The following is a 17,470-nucleotide window of genomic DNA, read 5'->3' as shown; positions in this document are numbered from 1 at the left end:
CGCCCGCCGGCGTCACATCAGCGCAGGCTGAGCCAACCGAAGCCGTCGTCCTGCGACGCGACGATCACGTCGCCCACTCCTCCCCCCAATGCCGCCGACAGCGCCGCTTGCGCGAGCGCCGGCGAATTGTTTTGCTGGCTCAGATGCGCGGCCACCAGATGGCGCAGCCGGCTACGATCGAGCTCGGCGAGGATGGCCGCCGCCGCATCGTTGCTCAGATGGCCGTGGGGGCCGCCGATACGCGCCTTCAGCGACGCCGGGTAGCGGCTTGCCGCGAGCATCGCGACATCGTGGTTCGCTTCGAGCACGAGGCCGTCACAGCCGCTCAGGACGGTGCCGATATGCGACGTCGACATGCCGACGTCGGTCAGCACGCCGAGGCGCGCCGCGCCGTCGCTGAAGACGAACTGGAGCGGCTCGCGCGCGTCGTGCGGAACCGTATAGGGCAGCACGCACAGATCACCGAGCGCCGCCTCGTCGCCGCTCCAGAGGACGTGGAGGTCGACATCGGCGTCGTCTGCGCCGACCGCGCGCGCAGTGCCCCAGCTCATGTACAGCGGCAGCGATGCGCGGCGGGCGAGCGTCAACGCGCAGCCGACGTGGTCGCCGTGTTCGTGGGTAACGAGAATCGCGTCGAGCTCGTCGACGCGCAAATCGAGGCGCGCGAGCCGGCGTTCGAGTTCTTTCGCCGAGAAGCCGCAGTCGAGCAGGACGCGCGTCGTCGTCGCGCCATTCGACGCTTCGACGACGAGCGCATTTCCTTCGCTGCCGCTTCCGAGGCTCGCGAATCGCACGCGCTTAGTTCAACTGCGCGTGCAGCAGCGAGATGAGCCGCTGAGCATCGGACGAGTTGTCGATCTGGCCGTTCGCGTCGACGACGGCCACTTGCGTCTTCGCGTCGCCTTGCGGGCGCACGTTGACGAGGAACTCCTTGCCCGGCTTCGCGGCCGTCGAACCGCCGTAGAACAGCTTGCCGAACAGGCCGTCGCGCTTCAGCTCTTCCATCGAATTCGCATAGCGCACGTAGTAGATGCCCTTCGTGCGATCGCGGTTGTCGACCGTGAAGTTCGTCCGGTCGAGCGCGATGCCGACGCGCAGCCACGCGCGGTCGAACGATTCGGCCAGATCGAGCGTCGACGCGCCGGCATTGGTGTCGACGACGGTCGCGGGCGCCGTCGCCGGGCGCGCATCGGCGAGCAATTGCTTCGCCTGCGCATCGGTCAGACCGAATTTCTCCATCAGCTTCGCGAGGAACACCGCTTCGAGCACCGGGTTGCGGGGACGCTCCTCCCAGCGCGACGACGTGCCGCCCTGCGCGCCCGTCAGCTTCTCTTCCATCGCGCTATGCGTGATCGAGATGTCGGTATTGCCGCCCGAGGTGCGCGTGACGAGCGTGCGGAAGCGATCGCGGGTGCCCGACGAATAGGCGAAATCGATCACACGGCCGATCGTGCGGCGAAACCAGTCATCCGGAATGTTCGCGCGGTTTTCCGCCCAGTCGGTCGCCATGATGCCGGTCGAGGGCGCGTCCGTCTTCAGCGCGAAGCCGTTGTCCTGCCAGAACTCCTTCAACTGCGGCCAGAGCTGCTCGGGCGTGCGGCCGTCGACGACGAGCCAGCGGCGGTCGCCGTCGCGCTCGACGTGCATCCCGAACGGATCCTGCGCGGTCGGCTGCCCTTCCGTCGTGTTGCCCGCGGCCGTCACGGCGCGCGTCGGCGCGGAGCCCAGGCCCGAGTTCGTCGGCGGCGCGATGAACGACGGGCTGAGCGGCACGGCCGTCAGATCCTGCGGCACCTGCAGCGGCGGCGCCGAGCCGGTCGCCTTGTAGTTGACCCGGTCGGGCGCGAGATAGTCGTTCAGCGTGTCGCAGCCGGCGAGTGCGCCCAGCGCGAGCGCCAGCACCGAAATCTGGATCGCGCGAGAGGAAAAGGCGGAATGTTTCATGAAGTCCTTCGTCTTGCTAGAACGCGTGTCACGCACGACGCCGGGGACGGCCGGGTCGGTGTCGGATCGATCGGGATGCGGCGCGGCCGCGCGGGCGGCCGCGTCCGGCCTCACAGGAGGCCGGCCTCGCGAAGCGCGCTGCGCACGGCTTCGTGGCAGCGCTCGTCGAGGGGCGTGAGCGGCAGGCGGATACCGCCCGCGATCTTGCCCATCTGTTGCAGCGCCCACTTCACGGGAATCGGGTTCGCTTCGATGAACAGATTCTTGTGCAGCGCCAGGAGCTTCATGTGAATCTCGCGCGCCGTCCTCGCGTCGGCGGCGAGCGCCGCGCGGCACAGTTCGCTCATCGCGCGCGGCGCGACGTTCGCCGTCACCGAGATGTTGCCGTGGCCGCCGAGGAGCATCAGCGCGATCGCGGTCGGATCGTCGCCGCTGTAGATCAAAAAGCGCTCGGGCGCCGCCTTGATCAGTTGCGCGGCGCGGTCGATGTTGCCCGTCGCGTCCTTCACGCCGACGATGCCCGGTACCTGCGCGAGGCGCAGGATCGTCTCGTTCGACATGTCGGCGACGGTGCGGCCGGGCACGTTGTACAGGATCACCGGCAGGTCGACCGCTTCGGCGATCGCCTTGAAGTGGCGGTACATCCCTTCCTGCGTCGGCTTGTTGTAATACGGCACCACTTGCAGCGTCGCGTCGGCGCCCACCGCCTTCGCGTGCTTCGACAGCTCGATTGCCTCGGCCGTCGAGTTGCCGCCCGCGCCGGCGACGATCGGAATCCGCTTCGCCGCGTGCTTGACCGCGGTTTCGATCATGAGGACGTGCTCGTCGACCGAAAGCGTCGCCGATTCGCCGCTCGTGCCGACCACGACGAGGGCATCCGTCCCCTCTTCGATGTGCCAGTCGATCAGCTTGCGGAAGGCCGCCAGATCGAGGCCGCCGTCCTCGAGCATCGGGGTGACGATCGCGGGGACGCTGCCGCGGATTTGAATGCCGTCTTGAGTGCCGTTAGCCATGAAACAAACACGATGAAAAATCGGTAAAGGTCGATTGTAACGGATTAGCCTGCCAGTCCGTAACGCGGAAATCCCGCCCCTGCTTCCGGCGCGGCGCGCTCACGCACCGCGCAGATTCGTTGGACGAATGCGTCGCGCGGCGCGGCCAGGAATCCGTCCTCGAACGCGACGACGCGCAACTGCCCGCGCACCGCATCGAGCAACTCGCCCGGCGCGAGCAGGAACGCGAGGTTGGACGGCTTGCCGACCGTTTGGTTGCCTTGCGCGAACGTCTCGTACAGCAGCACGCCGCCCGGCGCGACTGCGGCAACGAGACGCGGCAGCAGCGGACGATGCAGATAATGTGTCACGACGACCGCGGCGAAGCGCGCGTCGTCGGCGAGCGGCCACGGCGCGCCTTCGAGATCGGCCGCCTGCGCAGCGACGCCCGGCAGCGCGCCGAGCGACGCGAGCCCAGCCGGGTCGCGCTCGAGCGCGCGCACCGGATGGCCGCTCTCGGCGAACCAGCGCGCGTGCCGGCCGTGGCCCGCGGCGACGTCGAGCACCGCACCGCCCGCCGGCACCAGATGCGACCACTTGCGCACCCACGCCGACGGCTCGGTCGTCGCGCCGTGCGAGCCCGCGTGCGGCGGGCCGTCGACTGCAATCGTCAGCGTTTTCAACTGTACGACAGCCCCATCGCCTCGCGCACGTCGCGCATCGTCTCGGTCGCGTGCTTGCGCGCCTTGTCGCAACCGTCCGCGACGATCGCGCGCAGCAACGACGGATCGTCCATGTACTTCTGCGCGCGCTCGAGCATCGGCTGCTGCTCGCGCAGGATGCCCTCGATCACCGGCTGCTTGCAGTCGAGACAGCCGATGCCCGCCGAACGGCAGCCCTGCTGCACCCACTCGTGGGTCGCCTCGTCCGTGTAGACCTGGTGAAGCTGCCATACCGGGCACTTGTCCGGATCGCCCGGATCGCTGCGGCGCACGCGCGCGGGATCGGTCGGCATCGTGCGGACCTTCTTCGAGATCGTCTCGGCGTCCTCGCGCAGGCCGATCGTGTTGCCGTACGACTTCGACATTTTCTGGCCGTCGAGGCCGGGCATGCGCGACGCCTCGGTCAGAAGCGCCTGCGGCTCGACGAGGATGATCTTGCGCGCGCCTTCGAGATATCCGAACAGCCGCTCGCGGTCGCTCATCGACAGGCTCTGCGACTCCTGCAACATCGCGCGCGCCTGTTCGAGCGCCTCGTCGTCGCCCTCCTGCTGATACGCGTTGCGCAGCTCGCGATAGAGCTTCGCGCGCTTGCCGCCCAGCTTCTTCGCCGCTTCGAGCGCCTTCTCCTCGAAGCCCGGCTCGCGGCCGTACAGGTAGTTGAAACGGCGCGCGATCTCGCGCGTCATCTCGACGTGCGGCACCTGGTCCTCGCCGACCGGCACGAGCGAACCGCGGTACAGCAGGATGTCGGCCGCCATCAGCACCGGGTAGCCGAGGAAGCCGTACGTCGACAGATCCTTGTCCTTCAGCTTCTCGATCTGCTCCTTGTAGGTCGGCACGCGCTCGAGCCAGCCGAGCGGTGTGCTCATGCCGAGCAGCAACGCGAGCTCGGCGTGCTCGGGCACCTTGCTCTGGATGAAGAGCGTCGCCTGCGCCGGGTCGATGCCCGACGCGAGCCAGTCGATCAGCACGTCCCACACGTTCTTCTCGATTACCTCGGGCGTTTCGTAGTGCGTCGTCAGCGCGTGCCAGTCGACGACGCAGAAGAAGCACGGGTACTCGGACTGCAGCTTGACCCAGTTCTTCAGCACGCCGTGATAGTGGCCGAGGTGGAGCGACCCCGTGGGTCGCATGCCGGAAAAGATACGGTCTGGGAACATGATTATCGTTAGAAAAGCGAGGCGAAAGGAGTCAGGATGGCCGTCACGACGGCGTAGCCGGCGCCCACCAGCGGCCGCAGCCAGAATTTCGTCAAAAGCCCCGTTGCGACGAGCGCGAGCACGATGAAGAAGCCGTACGGCTCGATCCGCGACAGCGCGATCGATTGCTTCGGCGGCAGCAGCGCCGCGAGCACGCGCCCGCCGTCGAGCGGCGGCAGCGGAAAGAGGTTCAGCACCGCGAGCACGAGATTCACGCCGACGCCCGCGCCCGCCATCCGCGTGAAGAACGGCTCGTCGACCGCGAGCGCGGCGAGGCCGATGCTCACGAACCCCCACAGAAGTGCCTGGACGAAGTTGCAGCCCGGCCCCGCGAGCGCGACCCACAGGCTGCCCCAGCGCGGATCGCGCAGATTGCGGAACGTGACGGGCACGGGCTTCGCATAGCCGAACAGGAACGCGCCGCTCGTCAGGAAGTACAGCACGAGTGGAATCACGATCGTGCCGAATGGATCGATGTGGCGCATCGGGTTGAACGACACGCGGCCCATCATGTACGCGGTGTTGTCGCCGAGCAGGCGAGCGACGTAGCCGTGGGCAGCCTCGTGCAGCGTGATCGCGAAGACCACGGGAAGCGCATAGACGGCAATCGTCTGTATCAGGGAAGAAGCATTCATAGCGCGCTATTGTAACAAGCGGGAAACGCGCGAACGGCGCGCATGCATGCGGACCGAAACGGCGGCCGCTCCGAAGCGCCTGGACGGCGCGGCGCCGCTCACGCGGCGAGACCGAACGGATCGAGCCGACCGCGCCCCGCCCGCACGAGCTGCGGCTCGTCGCCCGTCAAGTCGATCACGGTCGACGGCTCGCGCGGGCACGCGCCGCCGTCGACCACGAGATCGACCTGCTTTTCGAGACGCGCACGGATTTCGTCCGGGTCGTTGAGCGGCTCGACGTCGGGCGGCAGGATCAGCGTCGTGCCAAGGAGCGGCTGGCCGAGCGCCTCGAGCAACGCGAGCGTGATCGCGTGCGCGGGCACGCGCAGCCCGATCGTCTTGCGCGACGGGTGCGACAGCCGCCGCGGCACCTCCTTCGTCGCCTGCAGGATGAACACGTACGGCCCCGGCGTCACCGATTTGATGAGCCGATATTGTCGATTGTCGACCATCGCGAACGTCGCGAGTTCGGACAGATCGCGCACGAGCAGCGACAGGTGCTGCTTCTCGTCGAGCCCGCGGATGCGACGCACGCGCTCGACCGCGTCCTTGTCGTCGAGATGGCATGCGAGCGCGTAGCTCGAATCGGTCGGCAGCGCGATCACGCCGCCGCTACGCACGATTTCGGCCGCCTGCTTGACGAGGCGCGGCTGCGGATTATCCGGATGAATCCTGAAGAATTGGGACATGAGGACAGAGGGAATGGATCGGCGCGCGCGCCAGCCTGCGGCCGGACGCGCTGCCGGCAAACGCCGCTACAGCCAGCGTTCCCAGACGGGTTTGAGATCGGACGGCAGCGGCGGCAGGCTGCCGAGTTCGGTGCGCCCTTCGCCCGGCGCGTGGAAATCGGAGCCGCACGACGCCTCGAAGCCGAAGCGCCGCGCGACGTCCGCGTATTCGCGGTACTGGTCGGGCGTGTGGCTGCCCGTCACGACTTCGATCGCGACGCCGCCCAGATCGATGAACTCGCCGAAGAACGCGTCGAATTCGACGGGCGTGTACGCATAGCGGCCCGGATGCGCGACGACCGCCTCGCCGCCCGACTGCCGGATCCACGCGACCGCGTCGGACAGCTTGGCCCAGCGGTGCGCGACGTAGCCCGGCTTGCCGTCGCCGAGGTAGCGGTCGAACACGTCGGCCGTCGACGCCGCATAACCCTTGTCGACGAGAAAGCGCGCGAAGTGCGTGCGCGAGATCAGGTCGGGATTCGACACGTATTCGAGCGCGCCTTCGTAAGCCCCTTCGATGCCGACCGAGGCGAGCGCGTCGCCGATCGCGACCGCGCGCGCAGTGCGGCCGTTGCGCGTCCGGTAGAGGCCATCGGCGAGCACGCGGTTCTCCGGGTCGATGTGCAGACCGACGATGTGTACGGTGCGCGACGCCCATGTCACCGAAATCTCGACGCCGTGCAGATAGCGCATGCCGAGCGCCTCGGCAGCTTCACGCGCGGCGCGCTGACCGCTGACCTCGTCGTGATCGGTCAGCGCCCACAGCATGACGCCGCCCGCGTGCGCGCGACGCGCGACGTCGGCAGGAGAAAGCTGACCGTCGGAGACGTTCGAATGGCAGTGGAGATCGGCGTTCATGGGGGCATCGGGGGCTAAGCGTTCATTCTACTGCAATGCGCAAATTCGCCGCAGCCGCCCCGGTGGTGAGGGAACGGCCGGGGCGGCAATTTTCGACGCGTCGCCTCTTGCCTCTTGCCTCTTGCCTCTTGCCTCTTGCCTCTTGCCTCTTTTGCCGCCTGCCACCTTGCCGATTTGCCGCCTTGCCGCCTTGCCGATTTGCCGATCCGCCCGATCGCGCCGAACCCGCAGTCAGTTCACGCGCAGAACGCTTCGATCAGCGCGGCGATCTGCTCCGGCTGGTCGTGATGGACCATGTGCCCCGCATCCTCGACGAGCTTCTCGCGCCAATCCGCGAACGCCGCAAAGCGCGCCTTGAATTCGGGAATCGGGATCTCGCCCGCGAGGAACGCGAGCGTCGGCGAATCGACGGCCTCCACGTGCAGCACCTTCGCGCACACCTTCGACCAGATCGCCGTCACCTCGTCGAGCCGGTACAACAGCGGGCCGCGCAGCTTGTGCGCGGGATCGGCGAGGAGCCGGTACTGGCCGTCCGCATCGCGCGTCGACCAGTGCGCGGCGAGAAATGCCGCGCGGCGGGCGTCGAGGCGCGGATTCGTCTTGCTGAGGCGCGCGGCGACGTCTTCGAGCGATGCGTAGCGCTTGAGCGTCGGCGGCGTGCGCAGCTCGTCGAGCCACTGCGCGAGGCGCCGCGGCGCCTGCTCGGCGCGCGCGGGCGCAAGCCCGAAGCCCTCCAGGTCGACGACCCGCCGCACCCGCTGCGGCCGCGCGCCCGCGTACAGGCACACGACGTTCGCGCCCATGCTGTGGCCGATCAGGTTCACTTCGCCGTCGGGCGTGTAGTGGTCGATCAGCGCGTCGAGATCCGCGAGGTACTCGTGGAACCAGTAATGGCCGCCGCCGTGCGCGGCGACCGGCCAGTCGGACAGCCCGAATCCGCGCGCGTCGGGTGCGATCACCTGCCAGTCGCCCGCGAGCGCGTCGACAACGAACTGGAACGACGCCGCGACGTCCATCCAGCCGTGCAGCATATAGAGCGTCGGCGCGTCGGGCCGCCCCCAGCGGCGCACGTGCAGCTTCACGCCGCGGATCGTGAGGAAATCGGAGACAGATTGAGTGGAGTGCATCGCAACCGCCAAAAAAGAATGACCGTTCGATTATATCGATCCGGCCCGTCTGGCGTGGGCAGCGCATCGAGCCTGTGTGCGTGTCGAGGCACTTCTCTAGTGTAGGGTTTCGCTCTCGATGGAACTTAAAATCGCCATGAAAACCTTGTGCGCATTGGGCTTCGTACGTTTCAAATAGCGTAGGACGCTACACTGATATGTATGGACCGTGTCAAGTGCCAAAGTGCGCGATTCCCCGAAGTTTGGCGGGTCAAGGGCGGAAGCGGCAAATGCTTGATGGGGTCGAATCCGATGCCACGGATCAGGCCCACTGAAATCGCCGAACGCGTCGCGAACGGTTCGGACGTCCGCCATCTTTGATCGCACTCCGATGCCGATCAAATCAAACGCGAATCCGGCAATCGACGCGCCCCGCTTGCGGGCGTCTTCGATTAGTCAACCAGTCATCCACGGCCTCGCGCGGCCGACTTCATCGCCCCGCGCGCCCGTCGGCCCCGACGATCCGCTCTCGCCCTCGATTTACACCGCAGCCAAGCCGCCCCCGCACACGCGATGCGCCCCGCCCTGTCAAGCCTTCGGCTCGACGTCCTGCGCGACGAGCGCGTTCAATTCGTCGTCGTTGAAACCCGCCGCGCGGCGCGCATCGAAATTGAACGGACCGCGCAGCCGCGGCGCGTGATACTGCGCGGCGAGCCGTTCGTAGGTCGCGTGCGGCTCGAGCCCCGCCTCGTCGCACAGATGGCGAAACCAGCAATTGCCGATCCGCACATGACCGATCTCGTCGCGCAGGATCACGTCGAGAATCGCCGCCGACGCGTGATCACCGGCCTGCTGAAGCCGCGCGCGGATCGGTGGCGACGCATCGAGCCCGCGCGCCTCGAGCGTGCGCGGCACGAGCGCCATCCGCGCGAGCACATCGGCCGCCGTCCGCTCGCACATCTCCCAGAGGCCGTCGTGCGCGGGAAAATCGCCGTACGCGTGCCCGAACTCCGCGAGGCGCGCGGCAAGCAGCGAATAATGGTGCGCCTCCTCCGCCGCGACTGTCAGCCAGTCGGCATAGAACGCAGCCGGCATCCGCGCAAAGCGCCACACTGCGTCGAGCGCGAGATTGATCGCGTTGAACTCGATATGCGCGAGCGCGTGCAGCAGCACCGCGCGCCCTTCCGGCGAGCGCATGCTTCGCCGCTCGAGCCGGCGCGGCTCGACGAGCTCCGGCCGCGCGGGCCGCCCGGGCAAGCCGTGCTCGGGCGCGCACAGCTCGCGCTCCGGCAGCGCCGTCGCGCGTCCGTCGAGCAGTGCGGCGCGCAGCTCGCCGACGAGCACGGCCTTGCGCGCAGGATCAGGCTCGCAAAGCGCTGCGAGCGCGTCGCTGCGCGCGCAGCGCGGGGGTTCCAACGACGAAATCGGGACGAATGACATGAGAAGGCGACATGCCCGAGCGCGTCGAGCGCGCGCGAACGACCAGGACAACCGTTTACAATAAAGGATTCGATCGCGCCGCATCCAAGCGCGACGCAACCGCGCGCCATTGTACCGGCCGCCCAGACAAGCCCCAAGGGAGACACCGTGACCATCTACAAGCTCGGCGACAACGCCCCGTCCATCCACGAAAGCGTGTTCGTCGCGGACAGCGCGGCGATCGTCGGCAAAGTCGTGCTCGAAGAGAACGCGAGCGTCTGGTTCGGCGCGACGATCCGCGGCGACAACGAGCCGATCATGGTCGGCGCGGGCAGCAACGTGCAGGAAGGCGCGGTGCTGCACACCGATCCGGGCTGTCCGCTCTCGATCGCGCCGAACGTGACGGTCGGCCATCAGGCGATGCTGCACGGCTGCACGATCGGCGAAGGCTCGCTGATCGGCATCCAGGCAGTGATCTTGAATCGCGCGGTGATCGGCCGCAACTGTCTCGTCGGCGCAGGCGCGGTGATCACCGAAGGCAAGACGTTCCCCGACAATTCGCTGATTCTCGGGGCGCCGGCGAAGGTCGTGCGAACGCTGTCCGACGAGGACATCGCGCGGATGCACATGAACACGAAGAGCTACGCAATGCGGCGCGCGTATTTCAAGGAGCAGCTCGTGCGGATCGGCTGAAACGCCGCGCGCGAGCCGTTTGATTGTCGAGGGAAAAAAGTGAGCGACCAGTTACAGAAATTCATGTTCAACGCGGCTCCGGTGCGTGGCGAGATCGTCTCGCTGCGCAACACGTGGCAAGAGGTGCTCACGCGCCGCGACTATCCAACGCCCGTGCGCAACGTGCTCGGCGAGATGATGGCGGCCTGCGCGCTGCTGTCGGCGAACCTGAAGTTCGACGGCACGCTCATCATGCAGATCTTCGGCGACGGCCCGATGAAGATGCTCGTCGTCCAGTGCAGTTCGGACCTCGCGATGCGCGCGACCGCGAAGTTCTCGGGCGACGCCGCGCAAACGCTCGGCGAGGACGCTTCGTTCGCCGACCTGATCAACGCGAGCGGCCACGGCCGCTGCGTGATCACGCTCGATCCGACCGACAAGCGGCCCGGCCAGCAACCGTATCAGGGAATCGTGCCGCTGAACGGCGAGAACGGCCCGCTCGCGTCGATTGCCGACGTGCTCGAGCATTACATGCGGCACTCCGAGCAGCTCGACACGCGCCTCTGGCTCGCGGCCGATCACAATCGCGCGGTCGGCGTGCTGCTGCAGAAACTGCCGGGCGACGGCGGCATCGTCCCGCGCGTCGAGGAAACCGACACGGACACGTGGGAGCGCGTCTGCACGCTCGGCGGCACGCTCTCGTCGAAAGAACTGCTCGAAGTGGAACCCGAGACCGTGTTCCGGCGTCTGTTCTGGCAGGAGAATGTGCAGCACTTCGAACCAACGAGCACGCGCTTCCATTGCACGTGCTCGCGCGAGAAAGTCGGCGGGATGCTGCGCATGCTCGGACAGGTCGAGATCGACGGCGTGATCGAGGAGCGCGGCCACGTCGAGATCCACTGCGAATTCTGCAATCAGCGCTACGAATTCGATCCGGTCGATGTCGCCCAGTTGTTCTCGACGCCGGAACTCGGCGCGAGCGTAGCGCCCGCCGCCGAGCGACGGCACTGATTCGCGCGCGTGCGCGCGTGCGCGCGGGCGACGCGCCCGCACGCGCCGTCCGGCGTGCAAGTCGCCGGCACAAGCCAGGAGGCAGCAGCATGAAACCGATTCTTGTTCGCGCCGCACCGATCGCGGCGCTCGTTGCGGCCGCGTCGCTGAGCGGATGCGTCGCGCCGCCGCCGACGACGGTCCTGAGCCGCCTGCCCGAGCAGGCAGGCACGACGCCGCGCACGCTCACGCCCGACGAACGCAAGCGCTACGACGAGATCGACCGGCAGGTGCTGCGTGAGCAGAACGCGGCGATCGCGGCCGACGAAGCCGCGCGCGCGTGGTCGTACTACTATCCGCCGCCCGTCACCTATTACGGCGGCTATTACGGCGGAGGCTGGGGGCGTGGCTGGGGCACGGGCTTCAGCTACGGCTACCCGGGCTGGTGGTGGTGAAAAACACCGGATTCCGAACGATTGAAAATCGGCAGGAAACAAAAAAGCGCGGCCGAAAGACCGCGCTTTTTTGTTAGGCGCTCCGAAGCTTCATCACCGCGCGAAGCTTGCGATGCTCGGCCGGTCGAAGCCGGCAACACGAGCGATGCGCGTCCGGCCAAGCACCTGCGCCACGCACCGCGCTCGACGACGCGTCAGCCGTGCGCCGGCTTGTGCGCCTTGTCGCCGCCGTGCCGCTTTTCTGGCTTCGCGCGCGACACCGGATTCGGCACGACGCGCACCGGCGCGGCCGACACCTCGCCGCGCGTCGACATCGCCGGCTGCGCATTGCTCTGCGCCGCAGGCGCCGGCGAATTCGGCGACACGAACTGCACGAACACTTCGCCGTCCTTCACCATGCCCATCTCGTAGCGCGCACGCTCCTCGATCGCCGAGGTGCCGCTCTGCAGATCCTGCACTTCGCCCGCGATCCGCTCGTTGCGCAGCTTCGCGTCGGCGTTCTTCTGCAATTGGTCGTTCAACTGCTGCCGAAGCTCGTGCACTCGCAGCCAGCCGCCATGCCCCCACCACAATGGGTACTGAATCACGACCAGCAAAGCGATCAGGACGACGGTAACGAGCCGCATGAATAAGCCGCAGATATAAGAAGCGCCGCTTCACGAGATCGCGAAGCGGCGTCATCGATGAACAAGACCGATATTAACGCGTTAGCGCGTGTCAGCGCAGGTTATAGAACGCCGACTTGCCCGGGTAGCTCGCGATGTCGCCGAGATCTTCCTCGATGCGCAGCAGCTGGTTGTACTTCGAGATGCGGTCGCTGCGCGACAGCGAGCCCGTCTTGATCTGGCCGGCGTTCAGGCCGACGGCGATGTCGGCAATCGTCGAGTCTTCCGTTTCGCCCGAGCGGTGCGAAATCACGGCCGTGTAGCCGGCACGCTTCGCCATCTCGATCGCCGCGAACGTTTCGGTCAACGTACCGATCTGGTTGATCTTGATGAGGATCGAGTTCGCGACGCCCTTCTCGATGCCTTCCTTCAGGATGCGCGTGTTCGTGACGAACAGGTCGTCGCCGACGAGCTGAACCTTCTTGCCGAGGCGCTCGGTCAGCAGTTTCCAGCCTTCCCAGTCGCTTTCGTGCATGCCGTCCTCGATCGACACGATCGGGAACTTGTCCGCAAGCGTCGCGAGATAGTCAGTGAACTCGGCCGACGACAGCTGCAGGCCTTCGCCCGCGAGCTGGTACTTGCCGTCGTGGTAGAACTCCGACGCCGCGCAGTCGAGCGCGAGCAGCACGTCTTCACCCGCGCGGTAGCCGGCCTTCTCGATCGCCTGCAGGATCGTCGACAGGCATTCGTCGTTGCTGCCGAAGTTCGGCGCGAAGCCGCCTTCGTCGCCGACCGCCGTGCTCATGCCGCGGTCCGACAGGATCTTCTTCAGCGCGTGGAACACTTCCGCGCCGCAGCGCAGCGCTTCGCGGAACGTCGGCTGGCTCACCGGCACGATCATGAATTCCTGGATGTCCAGGCTGTTGTTCGCGTGCGCGCCGCCGTTCACGATGTTCATCATCGGCACCGGCAGTTGCATCGCGCCCGAGCCGCCGAAGTAGCGGTACAGCGGCAGGCCGGCTTCTTCAGCCGCGGCCTTCGCGACCGCCATCGACACGGCGAGCATCGCGTTCGCGCCGAGGCGCGACTTGTTGTCGGTGCCGTCGAGTTCGAGCAGCGTCTTGTCGAGAAACGCCTGCTCGGACGCGTCGAGGCCCATGATCGCTTCGGAGATCTCGGTGTTGATGTGCTCGACCGCCTTCAGCACGCCCTTGCCGTTGTAGCGGCCGGCTTCGCCGTCACGCAGCTCGATCGCCTCGCGCGAGCCGGTCGACGCGCCCGACGGCACCGCCGCGCGGCCCATCGTGCCCGACTCGAGCAGCACGTCGCACTCGACGGTGGGGTTGCCGCGCGAATCCAGAATTTCGCGGCCGATGATATCTACGATTGCACTCATGGTTTCCTCTGAAAATGACGATGGATTCTGTCTTCAGCGATGGCGGCCGGCGCGCACGCGAAAGCCGCTTTCGCTACTGACGCGCGCGAGGGCCGCCGAGTTCATCTCAATTGAAATCGTTTTCCAGGAACGGCGCGCACTTCACCGCCCGATCGAGCGTGGCGAGCGTCTCCAGCAACGCGGCCATCTTGCCGAGCGGCACCGCGTTCGGTCCGTCCGACCGGGCCTCGGCCGGGTTCGGGTGGGTCTCCATGAAGAGCCCCGCGACGCCCGTCGCCACCGCCGCGCGTGCGAGCACCGGCACGAATTCGCGCTGGCCGCCCGAGCTCGTGCCCTGCCCGCCCGGCAACTGCACCGAATGGGTTGCGTCGAACACGACGGGCGCGCCCGTCTCGCGCATGATCGCGAGCGAGCGCATGTCCGACACGAGGTTGTTGTAGCCGAACGACACGCCGCGCTCGCATGCGAGGAAGCGGTCTTCCGACAGCCCCGCGTCGCGCGCGGCGTCGCGCGCCTTGTCGATCACGTTCTTCATGTCGTGCGGCGCGAGGAACTGGCCCTTCTTGATGTTGACGGGCTTGCCCGACTGCGCGCACGCGCGGATGAAGTCGGTCTGACGGCACAGAAACGCGGGCGTCTGCAGCACGTCGACGACGGCCGCGACAGGCGCGATCTCGTCGATCTCGTGCACGTCGGTCAGCACCGGCACGTTCAGCTGGCGCTTCACCTCGGCGAGGATCCGCAGGCCCTCGTCCATCCCGAGCCCGCGAAACGACTTGCCCGAGCTGCGATTGGCCTTGTCGTACGACGACTTGTAGATGAACGGCACGCCGAGCTTCGCGCAGATCTCCTTCAGCCGGCCCGCCGTGTCGATCGTCATCTGCTCCGATTCGACGACGCAGGTGCCCGCGATCAGGAAGAACGGCTGGTCGAGCCCGACTTCGAATCCGGCGAGATTCATGCTTTCACTCCGGCGCGCGACTGCTGATACGCGAGCGCGGCCTGGACGAACGACTTGAAGAGCGGATGGCCGTCGCGCGGCGTCGACGTGAATTCCGGGTGGAACTGGACGCCGACGAACCACGGGTGCATCGCGCGCGGCAGCTCCATCATTTCCGGCAGATCCTCGCTCGGCGTGCGCGCGCTGATCACGAGGCCGCCTGCTTCGAGCTGCGGCACCAAGCGGTTGTTGACTTCGTAGCGGTGACGGTGACGCTCGTTCACGTCCTTGCCGTAGATCTCTTCGGCGAGCGTGCCCGCCTTGATCGGGCAGCGCTGCGAACCGAGCCGCATCGTGCCGCCGAGGTCCGATTCCTCGGTCCGCTTCTCGACCTTGCCGTCGCGGTCGAACCACTCGGTGATCAGCGCGACGACGCGCTCCGGCGTGTTCGGATCGAACTCGGTGCTGTTCGCCTGCGCCAGGCCGACGACGTCGCGCGCGAATTCGATGACGGCGAGCTGCATCCCGAGGCAGATGCCGAGATACGGGACCTTCGACTCGCGCGCATGGCGGATCGCCGCGATCTTGCCTTCGGTGCCGCGCCGGCCGAAGCCGCCCGGCACGAGAACCGCGTCGAGATGCGCGAGACTCGCGGTGCCGTTCGCCTCGAGCTCTTCCGAATCGATGTACTCGATGTTGACCTTCGTCGACGTGTGGATCGACGCATGGCGCAGCGCTTCGATCAGCGACTTGTACGATTCCGTCAGGTCGACGTACTTGCCGACCATCCCGATCGTCACCTCGTGCTTCGGATGCTGAAGCTTCTCGACGAGATCCGACCACATGCGGAGATCGGCCGGCTTCGGATCGAGCTTGAGCTCCTCGCAGATGATCTTGTCGAGGCCCTGGTCGTGCAGCATCTGCGGGATCTTGTAGATGCTGTCGACATCCCACACCGAGATCACCGCGTCTTCCGGCACGTTCGAGAAGAGCGAGATCTTCTTCGATTCGTCGTCGGGGATCGGGCGGTCGGCGCGGCAGAGCAGCACGTGCGGCGAAATGCCGATCTCGCGCAGCTTCTGCACGCTGTGCTGGGTCGGCTTCGTCTTCAGCTCGCCCGCCGTCGCGATGAACGGCACGAGCGTCAGGTGAACGAAGCATGCGCTGTTGCGGCCGAGGCGCAGGCTCATCTGGCGCGCCGCCTCGAGGAACGGCAGCGACTCGATGTCGCCCACCGTGCCGCCGATCTCGACGATCGCGACATCCGGCTCGCCGCAGGTGGCCGATGCCGCGCCGCGCTCGACGAATGCCTGGATCTCGTTCGTGATGTGCGGGATCACCTGGACGGTCTTGCCGAGGTAATCGCCGCGACGCTCCTTGCGGATCACCGATTCGTAGATCTGACCGGTCGTGAAATTGTTGGCCTTGCGCATCTTCGTGCTGATGAAGCGCTCATAGTGGCCGAGGTCGAGATCGGTTTCCGCGCCGTCTTCCGTCACGAACACTTCGCCGTGCTGAAACGGGCTCATCGTGCCGGGATCGACGTTGATGTACGGATCGAGTTTGAGGAGGGTGACTTTGAGACCGCGCGATTCGAGGATCGCGGCGAGAGAAGCGGCGGCAATGCCCTTGCCGAGGGAAGAAACTACGCCGCCGGTGACGAAAACATATTTGGTCATCGCTGGATGCTCGCGGGAAAAACGGATTATACCGTAAAGGCCGCGCGTCACTCAGCAATCGACGCTCGATCGCACCCTTTCCTTCTCCTTTCCGGGCTCATGTGCGCCCCCTCCCCGGCCGTCCCGCGCGGCCCCCCGCACGTCGCGCAAACCTGTCGAGCGGACCTTGCTTCGCGCGCGTTGCGTCCGCCCCTCTTGCGCACCGCGGCACGCTCGAAGCGGACGCCGACACGATCACGCGCGCCGAGCTTCGGCGCCGCCGCTCTCGGCGGCGCGCAGCGCGTTGATCATGCGCTGCAGCGCCCGCGCGGTCTCGAGCGGCCGCTCCATCGGGAAGAGATGACTGCCCTCAAGCCACTCGATCCGGCCGCGCGCCGCCCGGCGCGTCGCCGCGAGCCCGATCTGGCGGATCTCGCGCGAACGCGTGCCGGCGAGAAAGCCGATCGGCACGGGCGCGCCGTGCGCAAGCCGCGGACCGAGCGTATGCGGCAGCGTCCGGTAGATCATGTATTCGATCTGCCGGTCGAACGCGAGCGCGCGCTCGCCCGCCGCACTCGCCTGCGGAATGCCGTAGTCGATGTAATCGGACAGCATCCGTTCGTCCCAGCGCGCGAACGACTGCTTCGCGCGGAAGTGCCGCCAGACGTCATCGCGGCTCGCCCAATGGACGCGACGGTTGCGCGTCGCGGCGGCGGGCGACAGGCGCTCGTCGAGCCCCGTCCATTGGCTCACGCGCAGCGCGCTGCTGCGCCAGCCCGCGATCACGGGCGAATCGAGCATCACGACGCCGCGCACCCATTGCGGGCGCTTGAGCGCCGCCATCAGCGACAGGTAGCCGCCGAGCGAATGGCCGACGAGCCAGACGGGCCGCTCGTACGTGCGGCCGATGTCGTCGAGCAGCTGCTCAACGAGGTGCGGCCAGTCGCGCGTTACCGGAAAGCGGCGGTCATGTCCGATTCTCTCGATGAAGCGCAACTCGTAATCGTCCGCGAGCTCGGCGAAGATCGTCCGGTAGGTAGATGCCGGAAAGCCGTTCGCATGCGAAAAATGGATGATGTCCTTCAAATGCCGCTGTCTCCCTGTCGTAGCCT

Annotated in this window: 18 protein-coding genes; 3 read left to right on the top strand and 15 right to left on the bottom strand. The window is 66.9% G+C overall.

All coding sequences use genetic code 11. The features are described 5' to 3' along the window. Window positions 1-17: 17 nt before the first annotated feature. From WS70_RS07045 to WS70_RS06995, 10 genes are all read right to left on the bottom strand, one after another. Window positions 18-794 carry an MBL fold metallo-hydrolase gene (locus WS70_RS07045; protein WP_059596590.1) on the bottom strand — a complete coding sequence of 259 codons (777 nt, stop codon included), beginning with the start codon at window positions 792-794 and terminating at the stop codon, window positions 18-20. 4 nt (window positions 795-798) lie between these two features. Next, the gene (bamC, locus tag WS70_RS07040) at window positions 799-1,944 is read right to left on the bottom strand and encodes an outer membrane protein assembly factor BamC (RefSeq protein ID WP_059473771.1); all 1,146 of its coding nucleotides are present in this window, start codon (window positions 1,942-1,944) and stop codon (window positions 799-801) included. Window positions 1,945-2,054: 110 nt separating this feature from the next. Next, window positions 2,055-2,957 carry a 4-hydroxy-tetrahydrodipicolinate synthase gene (gene dapA / locus WS70_RS07035; protein ID WP_059473703.1) on the bottom strand — a complete coding sequence of 301 codons (903 nt, stop codon included), beginning with the start codon at window positions 2,955-2,957 and terminating at the stop codon, window positions 2,055-2,057. A gap of 44 nt (window positions 2,958-3,001) precedes the next feature. Next, entirely contained in the window at window positions 3,002-3,610 is a 609-nt protein-coding gene (locus WS70_RS07030; RefSeq protein WP_418230150.1) for a class I SAM-dependent methyltransferase, read from the bottom strand. Window positions 3,611-3,615: 5 nt separating this feature from the next. After that, complete coding sequence (locus WS70_RS07025; RefSeq protein WP_059473705.1) at window positions 3,616-4,818, bottom strand: tryptophan--tRNA ligase; 1,203 nt, start codon at window positions 4,816-4,818, stop codon at window positions 3,616-3,618. An 8-nt stretch (window positions 4,819-4,826) separates the two neighbouring features. Next, window positions 4,827-5,492, bottom strand: a complete 666-nt coding sequence (locus tag WS70_RS07020; RefSeq protein ID WP_059473706.1) for a site-2 protease family protein — start codon at window positions 5,490-5,492, stop codon at window positions 4,827-4,829. Window positions 5,493-5,590: 98 nt separating this feature from the next. Continuing rightward, window positions 5,591-6,220 (bottom strand): L-threonylcarbamoyladenylate synthase, encoded by a 630-nt coding sequence (locus WS70_RS07015; protein ID WP_059596591.1) that lies wholly within the window; start codon window positions 6,218-6,220, stop codon window positions 5,591-5,593. 66 nt (window positions 6,221-6,286) lie between these two features. Further along, window positions 6,287-7,117 carry a 3',5'-nucleoside bisphosphate phosphatase gene (locus WS70_RS07010; RefSeq protein WP_059473708.1) on the bottom strand — a complete coding sequence of 277 codons (831 nt, stop codon included), beginning with the start codon at window positions 7,115-7,117 and terminating at the stop codon, window positions 6,287-6,289. 236 nt (window positions 7,118-7,353) lie between these two features. Continuing rightward, window positions 7,354-8,244 carry an alpha/beta fold hydrolase gene (locus tag WS70_RS07005; protein ID WP_059473772.1) on the bottom strand — a complete coding sequence of 297 codons (891 nt, stop codon included), beginning with the start codon at window positions 8,242-8,244 and terminating at the stop codon, window positions 7,354-7,356. Window positions 8,245-8,811: 567 nt separating this feature from the next. Continuing rightward, the gene (locus tag WS70_RS06995) at window positions 8,812-9,663 is read right to left on the bottom strand and encodes a ferritin-like domain-containing protein (RefSeq protein WP_059596592.1); all 852 of its coding nucleotides are present in this window, start codon (window positions 9,661-9,663) and stop codon (window positions 8,812-8,814) included. 147 nt (window positions 9,664-9,810) lie between these two features. On the opposite strand from WS70_RS06995, the gene WS70_RS06990 reads away from it, so the two are divergent. The 3 genes from WS70_RS06990 to WS70_RS06980 all read left to right on the top strand — a co-directional run bounded on the left by WS70_RS06990 (window position 9,811) and on the right by WS70_RS06980 (window position 11,759). Then, window positions 9,811-10,335 (top strand): gamma carbonic anhydrase family protein, encoded by a 525-nt coding sequence (locus tag WS70_RS06990; protein ID WP_059473710.1) that lies wholly within the window; start codon window positions 9,811-9,813, stop codon window positions 10,333-10,335. Window positions 10,336-10,374: 39 nt separating this feature from the next. After that, on the top strand, window positions 10,375-11,325 hold the full coding sequence (hslO, locus tag WS70_RS06985) for an Hsp33 family molecular chaperone HslO (RefSeq protein WP_059473711.1): 951 nt from the start codon (window positions 10,375-10,377) through the stop codon (window positions 11,323-11,325). Window positions 11,326-11,414: 89 nt separating this feature from the next. Further along, a complete protein-coding gene (locus tag WS70_RS06980; protein ID WP_059596593.1) occupies window positions 11,415-11,759 on the top strand; it encodes a hypothetical protein in 345 nt (114 codons plus the stop codon). Between the two features lie 194 nt (window positions 11,760-11,953). Here the strand turns inward: WS70_RS06980 and ftsB are convergent, their stop codons facing one another. The 5 genes from ftsB to WS70_RS06955 all read right to left on the bottom strand — a co-directional run bounded on the left by ftsB (window position 11,954) and on the right by WS70_RS06955 (window position 17,444). After that, on the bottom strand, window positions 11,954-12,385 hold the full coding sequence (gene ftsB / locus WS70_RS06975; protein WP_059596594.1) for a cell division protein FtsB: 432 nt from the start codon (window positions 12,383-12,385) through the stop codon (window positions 11,954-11,956). A gap of 91 nt (window positions 12,386-12,476) precedes the next feature. Continuing rightward, window positions 12,477-13,760 (bottom strand): phosphopyruvate hydratase, encoded by a 1,284-nt coding sequence (gene eno / locus WS70_RS06970; protein WP_059473714.1) that lies wholly within the window; start codon window positions 13,758-13,760, stop codon window positions 12,477-12,479. 106 nt (window positions 13,761-13,866) lie between these two features. Further along, window positions 13,867-14,721, bottom strand: coding sequence for a 3-deoxy-8-phosphooctulonate synthase (gene kdsA, locus WS70_RS06965; protein WP_059596595.1), 855 nt, complete (start codon window positions 14,719-14,721; stop codon window positions 13,867-13,869). Further along, a complete protein-coding gene (locus tag WS70_RS06960) occupies window positions 14,718-16,379 on the bottom strand; it encodes a CTP synthase (protein WP_059473716.1) in 1,662 nt (553 codons plus the stop codon). Before WS70_RS06960 ends, kdsA begins: the two co-directional genes overlap by 4 nt. 234 nt (window positions 16,380-16,613) lie before the next feature. Next, window positions 16,614-17,444, bottom strand: a complete 831-nt coding sequence (locus WS70_RS06955; protein WP_059473717.1) for an alpha/beta fold hydrolase — start codon at window positions 17,442-17,444, stop codon at window positions 16,614-16,616. Window positions 17,445-17,470: the final 26 nt, after the last annotated feature.

Source organism: Burkholderia mayonis, from assembly GCF_001523745.2.
GTDB lineage: Bacteria > Pseudomonadota > Gammaproteobacteria > Burkholderiales > Burkholderiaceae > Burkholderia > Burkholderia mayonis.
This window is presented reverse-complemented; position numbering and strand designations above follow the sequence as displayed.

Bases quoted from the DNA above. Each gene is read 5' to 3' on its own strand.
- WS70_RS07015 (WP_059596591.1), bottom strand. From the start codon at position 6,220: ATGTCCCAATTCTTCAGGATTCATCCGGATAATCCGCAGCCGCGCCTC.
- WS70_RS07010 (WP_059473708.1), bottom strand. From the start codon at position 7,117: ATGAACGCCGATCTCCACTGCCATTCGAACGTCTCCGACGGTCAGCTT.
- WS70_RS07025 (WP_059473705.1), bottom strand. From the start codon at position 4,818: ATGTTCCCAGACCGTATCTTTTCCGGCATGCGACCCACGGGGTCGCTC.
- WS70_RS07020 (WP_059473706.1), bottom strand. From the start codon at position 5,492: ATGAATGCTTCTTCCCTGATACAGACGATTGCCGTCTATGCGCTTCCC.
- ftsB (WP_059596594.1), bottom strand. From the start codon at position 12,385: ATGCGGCTCGTTACCGTCGTCCTGATCGCTTTGCTGGTCGTGATTCAG.
- WS70_RS06960 (WP_059473716.1), bottom strand. From the start codon at position 16,379: ATGACCAAATATGTTTTCGTCACCGGCGGCGTAGTTTCTTCCCTCGGC.
- eno (WP_059473714.1), bottom strand. From the start codon at position 13,760: ATGAGTGCAATCGTAGATATCATCGGCCGCGAAATTCTGGATTCGCGC.
- WS70_RS06980 (WP_059596593.1), top strand. From the start codon at position 11,415: ATGAAACCGATTCTTGTTCGCGCCGCACCGATCGCGGCGCTCGTTGCG.
- WS70_RS07005 (WP_059473772.1), bottom strand. From the start codon at position 8,244: ATGCACTCCACTCAATCTGTCTCCGATTTCCTCACGATCCGCGGCGTG.
- bamC (WP_059473771.1), bottom strand. From the start codon at position 1,944: ATGAAACATTCCGCCTTTTCCTCTCGCGCGATCCAGATTTCGGTGCTG.
- kdsA (WP_059596595.1), bottom strand. From the start codon at position 14,721: ATGAATCTCGCCGGATTCGAAGTCGGGCTCGACCAGCCGTTCTTCCTG.
- dapA (WP_059473703.1), bottom strand. From the start codon at position 2,957: ATGGCTAACGGCACTCAAGACGGCATTCAAATCCGCGGCAGCGTCCCC.
- WS70_RS06995 (WP_059596592.1), bottom strand. From the start codon at position 9,663: ATGTCATTCGTCCCGATTTCGTCGTTGGAACCCCCGCGCTGCGCGCGC.